We start from the raw sequence: 11,546 nt of genomic DNA, 5'->3' as shown, positions 1-11,546 counted from the left end.
AGCGCGGTCACGGTGAACCCGTTCGCCCGCAGGCCCGCCGCCGGGCGCGGCGCGCCGGTGGCCCGCCGGTCGCGCAGCGGGCGGTCGCGCTGGCCGACCGGCACCCGCTGACGGTGCGCGGCTGGGGCGTCGCCTCCCTCGCGGTGCGCTCGGTGGTGCGGTCGGGCGAGGTGCGGATCACCGGTCTGGCCGCCGAGATGACCTACTACGCACTGATCTCGCTGGTGCCGATCGCCACGGCGCTCGGCGCGAGCCTCGGGTACCTGCGGCCGCTGCTCGGCGACGAGCAGGTGGACGAGATCCGCACGAGCGTCGTGGACGGGCTCGCGACGGTGTTCGCGCAGCAGGTGGCGAGCGACGTGCTGGCGCCGCTGGTCGACGGCCTGCTGGACGAGCGGCGCGGCGGGTTCGCCCTCGGGGCGCTCGCGGTGACGCTGTACCTGGCGAGCCGGGTGTTCCGCGCCGCGGTGCGGGCGCTCGACGACGCCTACCGCGTGGAGTCCCGGCAGAACGTCGTGACGCAGTACCTGCTCGGGTTCGCGTTCACGGTCGGCGCGCTGGTCACGCTCGTGACGGTGCTCCTGCTGGTCGTCGTCGGGCCGCTGCTGGGCGGGGGCGACGCGCTCGCGGCGCGCCTGGGGCTGGGTGACGCGTTCCGCGCGGCGTGGTCGGTCCTGCGCTGGCCGGCGGCGCTGGTGCTGGGCGGGGCGTTCCTCACCCTGCTCTACCGGTACGCGCCGAACGTCGTCAGCACCTGGCGGCGCTGCCTGCCCGGCGCGGCGGCCGGGACGCTCGGCGTGCTGCTGGTCTCGACGGGGTTCGTGGCCTACGTCGCCGCGGCGGTGCCGGACACGCCCGGTGCCGACGCCGGGAGCGCGGCCGTCGTCCAGGCCGCCGCGCAGATGCTGGGCCTCGTCCTGGCGGCGGCGCTGTGGATCTGGCTGTCGAGCATCGCGGTGCTGCTGGGCGGCGTGCTGAACGCCGAGGTGGACGCCGCGCGACCGCGGGCGCGCCGCGCGGAGGCCGCCGCGCCCGTCTCCGTCGCACCCGGCCCCTGAGGGGTCCCCGATCCCGGCTACCGTCGACGCATGGTGCACCAGGAGGCCGAGGTCATCGGCGGGCTGACGGCGGACGAGGTCCGCGAGCGGGTCGCCCGCGGCGACGTGAACCGGGTCGATACCGGCACCAGCCGCAGCCTGGCCGAGATCGTGCGCAGCAACACCCTCACCCGGGTCAACGCGATCTACCTGGTGCTGTTCCTCGTGGTGCTGAGCACGGGCCACCTGCTCGACGGCCTGTTCGGGCTGCTCATCGTCGTCAACAGCGCCGCCGGCATGGTCCAGGAGGTGCGCGCCAAGCGGACCCTGGACCGGCTGGCGCTGCTGAACCGGTCGCCGGTGACGGTGCAGCGGGCCGCGGGCGTCGTGGAGCTCGACCCCGCCGAGCTCGTCGTCGACGACCTGGTCCGGCTGGCCGCGGGCGACCAGGTGCCGGTCGACGGCGAGCTGGTCGGCACGGCGGGCCTCGAGGTCGACGAGTCCCTGCTCACCGGCGAGTCGGAGCCGGTGCTCCCTGCGCCGGGCGACCGGCTGCTGTCGGGCAGCGTCGTCGTGGCCGGTTCCGGCGTGCTGCGCGCGAGCCGGGTCGGGGAGGACGCGTACGCCGCCCGGCTGTCCCGCGAGGCGTCCGCGTTCAAGAAGCCGTCGTCGGACCTGCGCGCGGGCATCGACCGGATCCTGCGCTACATCACCTGGGCGCTGGTGCCGGTCGCGGCGCTCACCGTGGTCAACCAGCTCTGGATCAACGACCAGGCCCCGAGCGACGCGCTGCGCGGCATGGTCGCGGCCGTGGTGCCGATGGTGCCCGAGGGCCTGGTCCTGATGACGAGCGTGGCGATGGCGGTCGGCGTCATCCGGCTCGGCCGGCGGCAGTGCCTGGTGCAGGACCTGCCCGCGATGGAGTCGCTCGCCCGGGTCGACGTGGTGTGCTTCGACAAGACCGGCACGCTCACCGAGGACGGGATGCGGGTCCGGTCGGTCGAGGTGCTGGACCCGGCGCTCGCCCCGGAGCAGGTCGCGACCGTGCTCGCCACGCTGGGCGCCGCCGAGGAGCGGCCGAACGCCAGCCTGCGGGCCGTCGTCGAGCACGTCGGCGACCGGGCGCCCGCGGTCACCGCCGCCGTCGTGCCGTTCTCCTCCGCCCGCCGCTGGGCCGCGGTGCAGACCGCGGACGGCCGGTCCTGGGCGCTCGGCGCGCCGGACGTGCTGCTGCCGCCCGGGCACCCGGCGCTCCTGCGGGTCGCGGAGGAGGCCGCGCGGGGCCGCCGGGTGCTGGCCCTCGCCGGCCTGGACGGTGCGCCGGACGCCGCGGCGCTCCCGGCCGGTCGCCGCGCCGCCGCGCTCGCGGTCCTCGACCAGCGCATCCGCCCCGAGGCCGCGGGCACGCTCGCGTACTTCGCGCGGCAGCAGGTGGCCGTCAAGGTCGTCTCCGGCGACGCGCCGAACGCCGTCGCGGCCGTGGCCGGCCAGGTGGGGCTGCCCGCCGGCGCGGTGCTGGACGCCCGCGAGCTGCCGGAGGAGCAGGAGGCGCTCGCCGACGCCGCGGAGCGGGCCGTCGTGCTGGGCCGGGTCGCGCCGGAGCAGAAGCGCGGGCTGGTGCGGGCGCTCACCGCGCGCGGGCACACGGTGGCGATGACCGGCGACGGCGTGAACGACGTGCTCGCGCTCAAGGACGCCGACGTCGGCGTGGCGATGGGCAACGGCAGCCCGGCCGCGCGGGCGGTGGCGCGGATCGTGCTGCTCGACAGCGACTTCGCGACGCTGCCGCACGTGGTGGCCGAGGGCCGGCGGGTCATCGCGAACATCGAGCGGGTCGCGACGCTGTTCCTGTCCAAGACGGTGTACTCGATCCTGCTGGCGCTGGTCGTCGCCGTCAGCGCGGTGCCGTTCCCGCTGCTGCCCCGGCACGTCACGCTCATCGCCTGGTTCACGATCGGCATCCCCGCGACCGTCCTCGGGCTCGCGCCCAACCAGGAGGCCGCCCGGCCCGGGTTCGTGCGGCGGGTGCTGACCGCCGCGGTCCCCGGCGGCGTGGCGGTGGCCGCGGCGACCTACGGGGCGTACGTGGCGGCGCGCGCGGTCATCGGCGACGGCCAGGCCATGCACGTCCTCACCGCCACGGCCGCGTTCCTCGCCCTCGTGCTCACCGCGTTCGACGTGCTCGTCGAGGTGGCCCGGCCGCTGCGCCCCTGGAAGGTCGGGCTGGTCGCGGCGATGGTGCTGGGCATGGCGCTCGCGGTCGGCACGCCGCTCGGGCAGCGGCTGTTCGTCCTGGACCCCACCGACGCGCGGGTGTGGGCGGTGGCGGTGCCGGCGGCCGTCGTCGGGGTGCTGCTGCGCCGGGTGACCGCGGCGCTGCTGCGGCGGATCGGGCCGCCCCGGAAATAGGTGACGACGGTGTTGAGAAATGCAGCCGCTGCCCGCGCCCGGCGCTTTTCTCGACGTATGTCGCGGCCCTGACGTGCGGTTTCGCCGGTAAGCCAGGCCTTCCTTTCTAGACGCGCGGAAATCCGCGGCCTACCGTCGACCGGGTCAGCATCGGCACGCCCCCACCGACCCCGGAGGTCCCGCGATGAGCACCCTCATGGACCAGCCGCCCGTCTCCGAGTGCTCCGTCGACGGGTGCTCGTACAACCACGAGCACGCGTGCAGCGCGGCCGCCATCACGATCGCCGGCTCGGCCGGGGACGCGAAGTGCGCCACGTTCATCCCGCTCAACATCAAGGGCGGGCTCGACCGCGTCGTCTCGCACGTCGGCGCCTGCCAGCGCGCGGACTGCACGCACAACGAGCACCTGACCTGCGCGGCGGAGGCCGTGCGCGTGGGCGCCGGCCACGACCTGGCCGACTGCCTCACCTACGCCCCGGCCTGACCCGCCCGCGCGGTGCCCGGACGTCGCGGCACGGGTGGAGACCGGTGGAGCGTCCTGCCCGACACGCACTGGCGTGTCGGGCAGAACACTCCACTCGGGGTCGTTGATGGGGCCCTGGGTCAGTCCTCGCGCTCGGTCGCGGCGGCGACCGCCGCCGCGAGCGGGGTCGCGCCCTCGGACAGCTCGAGCACCAGGCCGGCCGTGCGGGGCTCGTCCAGCAGCCCGACCAGCACCGCGGCCACGTCGTCGCGCGGCACCTGCCCCCGCGGGACCTCCGCGCCGAGGCGCACGTGCCCGGTCCCGGCGTCGTCGGTCAGACCGCCGGGGCGGAGGATCGTCCAGTCGAGGTCCCGGCCGCGGAGGTCGTCCTCGGCGGCGGTCTTGGCGCGCAGGTACGCGGCGAACACCTCGTCGGTGCCGGCCGGCGGCTCCGCGCCGGCGCCGACCGAGGACACGAGCAGGTAGCGCCGCACCCCGGCCTGCTGGGCCGCGTCGGCGAGCAGCGCCGCGGCGCCCCGGTCGACGGAGTCCTTGCGCTCGGCCCCGCTGCCCGGGCCCGCGCCCGCGGCGAACACGACGGCGTCCGCGTCGGTGAGCTGCGCGGCGAGCGCGTCGACGCCCGCGGACTCGAGGTCGAGCAGCACCGCGGTGGCGCCGTCCGCCTCGACGTCGGCGACGTGGTCCGGGTTCCGGACGATCGCGAGCGGCGTGTCACCCCGCTCCGCGAGCAGCCTGCTCAGTCGGCGGGCGATCTGACCGTGGCCTCCGGCGATGGCGATGCGCATACCCCCACGGTAGGAGCGCGGCCCGGGCGCCGCACCCGCTGCCCGGGCCGCGCGTGCGGCGCCGGTGGCGCCGCACGGAGAGGTGGCCGGTCCCCGGCCCGTGGCAGGGGGCCTTGTCGTGCTCGGACCGGGGGCCGGCCAGTGCCGTCCGACGCCAGGGGGGCGAACGCCGGACGGCTGCGGGACCTCGCGGTGGTCGGTCCCGGGGGACCGGTCCGCGGTGGTCGTCGCACTGCCAACGCTAGGCCCGATCGACACCCGTTCGACGACCGATGAGTAGCATCTCGGGCCCCGTTGGGTGGTGATCCGGGGCGGACTGAGGGGTAGGACGCGCGAACGGGTGGGCACCCAGGTGCTCCCCGGCGCCGGGTGGCGCGGGCGGCTGGGTGCTCGTGTGCGCTCCGGGTGCGCCGGGTCAGGTCGTCCCGGCGGCGGCCTCGAGCGGCTGCAGCCCGGCGAGCCGCCGCCGGATGCTCTGCACGTCGTCCTCGCGCCCGGACGGCACCAGGGACAGCGCCGTGAACGTCTCGGCGGTCGGCAGCAGGTCGCGCGCGAGGTCGCGCAGCGCCTCGGCGACCTCGGCCAGGTCGGCGGCGCGCGCGGCGTCCAGCGCCGGGGAGTCGGCCTGCAGGCCGACGTACAGCACGAAGCCGGCGCGGTCGGCGGCGCCGTCGCCGCGCGGCGGCGCCGGGGCGGGCGGGGGTGCGGGGGTGCGGTGACGTGCCACGGGGATCTCCGGGGGTGCGCGGGGGCCGCTGCGAGCGGCGGCCGGGCTGGTGGTCGGGCGGACGCGGGGCGTCAGGACCAACAGCGCGTGCGGGGCGCTCCCGGGTGTACGCCGACGGACGCCGGGGAGGCGTCGGTCGGGCGTCGGCGGAGGCTCACGCCCCCGATGGTGGCAGCGGCCGCGCCGGGGGCCAAGGGCTTTCCGCGCGCGGTCTCAGCGGCCGAGACCCGATGACCTCGGCGCGGGGGACGGGGCGTCCGCCCCGTCGGGGGCGTCAGACGACGCCGTAGAGCCGGTCGCCCGCGTCGCCGAGGCCCGGGATGATGTACGCGTTCTCGTCCAGGCGCTCGTCCACGGCCGCGACCACGACGGTCACGTCGCCCCGGTCGCCGACGGCGTCCTCGACGACCTTGAGGCCCTCGGGCGCCGCGAGGAGGCAGACCGCCGTCACGTCGCGGGCCCCGCGGGCGAACAGGTAGTCGATCGCCGCGACCAGCGTGCCGCCGGTGGCGAGCATCGGGTCGACCAGGAAGCACTGCCGGCCGGTGAGGTCCTCGGGCAGCCGGTTCGCGTAGGTGATGGCCTCGAGCGTCGTCTCGTCGCGCTGCATGCCCAGGAACCCGACCTCCGCGGTCGGCATGAGGCGGGTCATGCCGTCGAGCATGCCGAGGCCGGCGCGCAGGATCGGGACCACGAGGGGCAGTGGCTCGGCGATCTTCACGCCGGTGGTGGTGGCCACGGGGGTCACGACCTCGACGGGCTCGGTGCGGACCTCGCGGGTCGCCTCGTACGCCAGCAGGGTCACCAGCTCGTCGACGAGCTTGCGGAACGTGGGGGACGACGTGTCCTTGTTCCGGAGCACCGACAGCTTGTGGGCGACGAGCGGGTGGTCGGCGACGTGCAGGCGCATGGGCTCAACCTACCGTGCGCACCCCGGGACCGACGTCCCGGTCGGCGAGGGGTGACGGGGACCACGATGGCGGGCAGCGCGCGGCGACGGCGCAGCCCCCTGCCTGCACCGTCGCCGCTGCGCACCCAACGCCGCGGGCGCCGGGACCGACGAGGGTCCCGAGCAGGGCCCGGGCGGCCGCATGCGCGGAGGGCAAAAACCGCCTCTGACCTGCGCATTCATCCGACCGAACGCCTCAGATCGGGCCCTCGCCGGTCGAACCTTCCTGCTGTACCCCCTGAAGGAGGAAGGCCTCGACATGGACCGTCACGCCACCCCGCTCCGCCGCTCGCTCGCGACCACGATGGTCGGGGCGGTGGCCGTCGCCGTCGTCGCGGGAGGTGCGGCCGGCGTCGTCGGCCTGCAGGCCCTCGCGGAGCAGCGCGGCACGCTCGCCGACCTGCGCGACACGCAGGTGGAGCTGGTGCAGGCGGCCGGGGAGCTGCAGTCGGGCATCAAGGGGGCCGTCGCCTACAACACCGCGCTCACCCTGGCGCCGGAGGTCAACCCCACCGCCGAGCAGGACCGCGACGCCGAGGTGGCCGCGGCCGACGCGGCGCTCGCGACCCTGCGGGGCCTGGCGATCCCGGCCGACCAGCAGCCCGCGCTCGACGAGGTGGGCACCCAGTGGGGCGTGGTGCGCGAGATCGTGCTGGACGACCTGTCGGCGCTGCCGCCCGCCGAGATCGCCCCCGTGACGGAGCGGTACCAGGCGGCGAACGCCGACCTCACCGACGCCCTGGGCGTGCTGCTGGACGACGCGTACGGCGCGATCGACGCCTCCATCGAGGCCGCGTCCTCGACGAGCACCCGCACCACCGTCGAGGTCGGCGCGCTGATCGGGGTGGGCGCGGTGCTGTCGCTGGGCCTGGGGCTCGGGCTCGGGCGCCGGGTGCGCCGCCGGCTCGCCGCGCTCGAGGACGTCGTCGACGGGATCGCCGCGCGCGACCTGACCCGGTCCTGCGACCTGGGCGGGTCCGACGAGCTCGCCCGGCTCGCGGCGTCGCTCGACGTGGCGCAGGCCGCGGTGCGGGACACCCTCGCGGGCGTCGTCCGGACCACCGACGAGGTGGGGAGCGCGGTCGCCGCGCTGTCCTCGGCCTCGACCCGGGTGGGCGCGGGTTCCGACGCGACCAGCGCGCAGGTCGGCGTCACGGCCGCGGCGGCGGAACAGGTGTCGCGGAACGTGCAGGCGGTCGCCGCCGGCGCGGAGCAGATGGGCGCCAGCATCCGCGAGATCGCGCAGAACGCGAACGAGGCGGCGCGGGTCGCCGCGCACGCCACCGAGGTGGCCGAGACGGCGAACGGCACGGTCGCGCAGCTCGGCACCAGCTCGACCGAGATCGGCAACGTGGTCAAGGTCATCACCACGATCGCGGAGCAGACCAACCTGCTCGCGCTCAACGCGACCATCGAGGCCGCCCGGGCGGGGGACGCGGGCAAGGGGTTCGCGGTCGTCGCGGGCGAGGTCAAGGAGCTCGCGCAGGAGACGGCGAAGGCCACCGAGGACATCGCGCGCCGCGTCGAGGCGATCCAGGCCGACTCGGACCAGGCCGTGACGGCGATCGGCGAGATCGCCCGGATCATCGGCGACATCAACGACTTCCAGGTCGCGATCGCGTCCGCCGTCGAGGAGCAGACGGCCACGACGGCGGAGATGAGCCGCGGCGTGGCGGAGGCCGCGGCCGGCTCGGGGGAGATCGCGGCCAACCTCACCGGCCTGACCGACGCCACCGCCGACGTGGCGTCCGTGGTCGGCCAGGTCGACACCCAGGTGCGCGGGCTCGCGGGCACCTCGGAGGACCTGCGCACCCGGGTGGCCGCCTTCACGTTCTGAGTGGCGGCGCGCGACCTAGACTGCCGCGGTGCCTGGTCCCGCGCCCGAGCCCGCGGCCGAGCCGCTGCGGCTGGCCGTCCTCGGCCAGGTCCGCGCGGCCGGCCCCGACGGCGCGCTGCTGCCCGTGGCCGGCCTGGGCGCGAACCTGCTGCTGGCGCTCGCGCTCGAGCCGCGCGGGCTGTCGAGCGCCCGCGCGGTGGACGAGACCTGGCCGGACGGCGCGCCGGCGTCGGGCCGCGCGGCGCTCCAGACGCTGGTGTCCCGGCTCCGCGGCGCCCACCCGGGCCTGCTCGCGTCCACCACCGCGGGCTACGTGCTCGGCGTCGCCCGCGGGGCGGTGGACCTGCTGCGGGCCGCGGACGCGCTCGACGCGGGGCGCGCGGCGCTGGCGGCGGGAGACGCGCACGCGGCCGCCGCCGGCACGGGGGCCGCGCTCGACCTCTGGGACGGCGAGCCCGGGGCCGGCGCGACGTCCCCCGACCTGGTGGCCGCCCTGGCCGCGCGCGCGGACGGCCTGCGCCGCGACCTGCTGCGGGTGCGCGCCGCCGCGCTGCTCGACCTCGGCGACGCCGGGGCGCTCGCGGCCGCGCAGGACCTGCTCGCGCTCGCGCCGCTCGACGACGGGGCGCACCTGCTGCGGATGCGCGCGCTGCACGCGGCGGGCCGGAGCACCGAGGCGGTCGCGGCGTTCGGCGCCTACCGGGAGCGGCTGCGCGAGGCGCTCGGGACCGACCCGGCGCCGGAGGTGGCGGCGTTCCACCTGGAGCTGCTGGACGGGGCCGCGCCGCCGCCGTCGCCCGCCGGCCGGCCGGTCGCACGCCCCGCCCCCGCCGCCCACGGGCTCCGCGTCGCGCCCAACGCGCTCATCGGCCGGGACGCCGACGTCGCCGCGGTCGAGACGCTGCTCGGCGCCGCGCCGGTCGTGACCGTGCTCGGCACCGGCGGCCTCGGGAAGACTCGCCTGGTGCAGGAGGTCGCCCGGCGCGCGGCGGGCGGCGCCCGCGCCGTCTACGTCGCCGAGCTGGCGTCGGTGCGGGACGACCCGGACGTGCTGCCGGCGCTCGCGGGCGCGCTCCAGGTGCCCGAGGGCCCGGCACGGCGCGCCGGCGTGGCGGACCAGCGGATGCGGCCGCTGGCCGAGCGGGTGCTGGACCGGCTCGGCGAGCAGCCGACCCTCCTGGTGCTGGACAACTGCGAGCAGGTGCTCGAGGGCGTCGCGACCTGGGTCGCCGACGTCGTCGGCACGCTGCCCGGGGTCCAGGTGCTGGCGACCAGCCGCGCGCCCCTGGAGGTGCCGGGGGAGCGGGTGCACCCGCTCGACCCGCTGCCGACCCGCGACGACGACGGCGGCCCGGGCGCGGCGGTCCGGCTGTTCACCGAGCGCGCGACCGCGGTCCGCCCGGGCGTGACGCTGCCCGCGGACGTGGTCGAGCGGCTGTGCGCCCGCCTGGACGGCCTGCCGCTCGCGATCGAGCTCGCCGCCGCGCGGACCCGCTCGCTCACGGTCGTCGAGGTCGAGCGCCGGCTGTCCGACCGGTTCGCGCTGCTGGTGTCGGGGGGTGCGGGCACCCCGGAGCGGCACCGGACGCTGCGGGCGGTCATCGCCTGGTCCTGGGACCTGCTCACCGAGCGGCAGCGGGCCCTGTGCCGCCGGGCCGCGGTGCTGCCGGACGGCTTCGGGCTGCCGGCGGCGCTCGCGGTGGTCGCCGGCGAGTCCGACGAGCCGGCGGTGCTGGACGACCTGGACGCGCTGGTCGCGCAGTCGCTGCTCCGGGTCGAGGAGGAGCCGCGGACCGGCGAGGTCCGGTACCGGATGCTCGAGACGGTCCGCGAGTTCGGGCAGCGCGAGGTCGAGGCGCTCGGCGAGGGGGACCGGCTGCGGGACGCCGTCCTGGGCTGGGCGCGGGACGTCGCGTCGGGGATCGTCCGGCGCGCGGGCAGCCCGGAGCGGGTGCTGCTCGACCCGGTCGGCGACGTCGAGCACGACAACCTGGTGGCGCTGCTCCGGCGGGAGCTCGCGGAGGGCACCCGCCGCCCGGACGCGGTGCTGGCGCTGTTCGCGGTGGTGGGGCTGCGGTGGATGCTGCAGGGGGCGCACGACGAGCTGCAGGACGTGCAGCGCGGCGTCCTGGCGGCGACCGACGGCTGGGTGCCCGACGGCGACCCCGAGCCCGCCGTGCTCGCGCTCGCGCTGCTCGCGGGCACCGAGCTGATGTTCGGCGACCTGCGGGCCGGCGCCCGCGCGCGGCTGGCGGTGCGCCGCGCCGCCGCGGCCGGCGGCCTGCGCCCCGTGGCGCGGATGCTGGCCGACGCGGTCGAGCGGTTCGCCGACCCCGGCGCGCTGGTCCGGCTGCTGGAGGACGCGCGGGGGTCGACCGACCTGCCGAGCCGGCGGCTCGCCCTGCTGGCGTCCTGGTCGCTCGCCGAGAACGACTCCGACGTCGAGGCCTCGATCGGGTACGCGGGCGAGGCCTACCACCTCGCGGTCGACACCGACGACCCGTGGACCGCCGTCATGGCCGCGGTCTCGCTGGCGGGCGCGTACAGCCAGAGCCTCCGGCCGCGGGAGGCGATGGACTGGCTGACCGCCGCCCGGACGGCGCTGGCCGCCCCGCAGATCACGCACCGCGACCTGATGGTCCAGGCGTTCGAGGACAGCCTGGAGCAGGTGTACGGCGTGACGCTGCTCGGCCTGGGCGAGTGGGACGAGGCGGAGCGGGTGTTCGAGGACGTCGCCCGGGCGACGACGGACGTGCGGGACGCCGAGGTGATGTCCGCCCTCGGCCTCGCGGAGGCCGAGCGCGGCCGGGGCGAGGTGGCGCGCGGGCTCGCCCGGTACCGGGCGCTGCTGGCGCGCACCTCGGGCCGGGACGGCTCCGGGCCCTGGCTGCTCGTCGCCGTCGGGGCGTGCCTCGCCGCGCACGTGCTGGAGGGTCGTGCCGACGAGCCGGCGCTCGCCGACGCCGTGCGGTCGATCCGCGCGGACGACCTCACCGGCCGGGCCGGGTTCACCGACCGGCCGGTGCTCGGCACGCTGCTCACCGGCGTCGGGAGCTGGCGGGTGGCCGTGGCGCCCGAGGACCCCGGCGGGCTGGAGCTGCTCGCGCTCGCCGAGCGGGTCGGCGCCCGGCAGGACTTCCCCTGCGGGGTGCTGGCGCCGCACCTGGCGCTCGCGGCGGCGCGCCACGGCACGGACGCGGTCGAGCGCGCGCGGGCGGCGGCCGCGGCGCTCGGCCACGGGGACGACGTCCTGCGCGCGCTCGCGCTGCTGCGCGCGGCGGGGGTGGGGGCGGCCTGATCGCCGGCCCCTCCCACCCC

General features: G+C 77.4%; 8 protein-coding genes. 5 read left to right on the top strand and 3 right to left on the bottom strand.

Annotated elements, in window-relative coordinates:
- From KVT14_RS15260 to KVT14_RS15250, 3 genes are all read left to right on the top strand, one after another.
- Positions 1 to 1,058: YihY/virulence factor BrkB family protein (locus tag KVT14_RS15260; protein ID WP_217616437.1), on the top strand; the 1,058-nt coding region annotated here is incomplete at its 5' end.
- Positions 1,059 to 1,088: 30 nt separating this feature from the next.
- Positions 1,089 to 3,446 (top strand): HAD-IC family P-type ATPase, encoded by a 2,358-nt coding sequence (locus tag KVT14_RS15255; RefSeq protein WP_217616436.1) that lies wholly within the window; start codon positions 1,089 to 1,091, stop codon positions 3,444 to 3,446.
- Positions 3,447 to 3,630: 184 nt separating this feature from the next.
- Positions 3,631 to 3,930, top strand: coding sequence for a DUF1540 domain-containing protein (locus tag KVT14_RS15250; RefSeq protein WP_217616435.1), 300 nt, complete (start codon positions 3,631 to 3,633; stop codon positions 3,928 to 3,930).
- Positions 3,931 to 4,049: 119 nt separating this feature from the next.
- On the opposite strand, the gene KVT14_RS15245 is transcribed toward KVT14_RS15250, so the two are convergent.
- From KVT14_RS15245 to upp, 3 genes are all read right to left on the bottom strand, one after another.
- Positions 4,050 to 4,715, bottom strand: coding sequence for an NAD(P)H-binding protein (locus KVT14_RS15245; protein ID WP_217616434.1), 666 nt, complete (start codon positions 4,713 to 4,715; stop codon positions 4,050 to 4,052).
- Positions 4,716 to 5,130: 415 nt separating this feature from the next.
- Positions 5,131 to 5,442 carry a hypothetical protein gene (locus KVT14_RS15240; RefSeq protein WP_217616433.1) on the bottom strand — a complete coding sequence of 104 codons (312 nt, stop codon included), beginning with the start codon at positions 5,440 to 5,442 and terminating at the stop codon, positions 5,131 to 5,133.
- A gap of 274 nt (positions 5,443 to 5,716) precedes the next feature.
- The gene (gene upp, locus KVT14_RS15235; protein ID WP_147795275.1) at positions 5,717 to 6,352 is read right to left on the bottom strand and encodes a uracil phosphoribosyltransferase; all 636 of its coding nucleotides are present in this window, start codon (positions 6,350 to 6,352) and stop codon (positions 5,717 to 5,719) included.
- A 298-nt stretch (positions 6,353 to 6,650) separates the two neighbouring features.
- Here upp and KVT14_RS15230 point away from each other — a divergent pair, with 298 nt between their 5' ends.
- Together KVT14_RS15230 and KVT14_RS15225 are read left to right on the top strand one after the other, a co-directional pair.
- A complete protein-coding gene (locus KVT14_RS15230) occupies positions 6,651 to 8,228 on the top strand; it encodes a methyl-accepting chemotaxis protein (RefSeq protein WP_217616432.1) in 1,578 nt (525 codons plus the stop codon).
- A gap of 28 nt (positions 8,229 to 8,256) precedes the next feature.
- Positions 8,257 to 11,526, top strand: coding sequence for a BTAD domain-containing putative transcriptional regulator (locus KVT14_RS15225; RefSeq protein ID WP_217616431.1), 3,270 nt, complete (start codon positions 8,257 to 8,259; stop codon positions 11,524 to 11,526).
- Positions 11,527 to 11,546: the final 20 nt, after the last annotated feature.

This window comes from Cellulomonas sp. GbtcB1 (genome assembly GCF_019091725.1).
Lineage (GTDB): Bacteria > Actinomycetota > Actinomycetes > Actinomycetales > Cellulomonadaceae > Cellulomonas.
Note: the sequence above shows the minus strand (reverse complement) of the source record. Positions and strands in the feature narration are given on the sequence as shown.

Excerpts from the sequence above, each read along its gene's own strand:
- KVT14_RS15230 (WP_217616432.1), top strand. The coding sequence starts at position 6,651 with ATGGACCGTCACGCCACCCCGCTCCGCCGCTCGCTCGCGACCACGATG.
- KVT14_RS15245 (WP_217616434.1), bottom strand. The coding sequence starts at position 4,715 with ATGCGCATCGCCATCGCCGGAGGCCACGGTCAGATCGCCCGCCGACTG.
- KVT14_RS15255 (WP_217616436.1), top strand. The coding sequence starts at position 1,089 with ATGGTGCACCAGGAGGCCGAGGTCATCGGCGGGCTGACGGCGGACGAG.
- KVT14_RS15250 (WP_217616435.1), top strand. The coding sequence starts at position 3,631 with ATGAGCACCCTCATGGACCAGCCGCCCGTCTCCGAGTGCTCCGTCGAC.
- upp (WP_147795275.1), bottom strand. The coding sequence starts at position 6,352 with ATGCGCCTGCACGTCGCCGACCACCCGCTCGTCGCCCACAAGCTGTCG.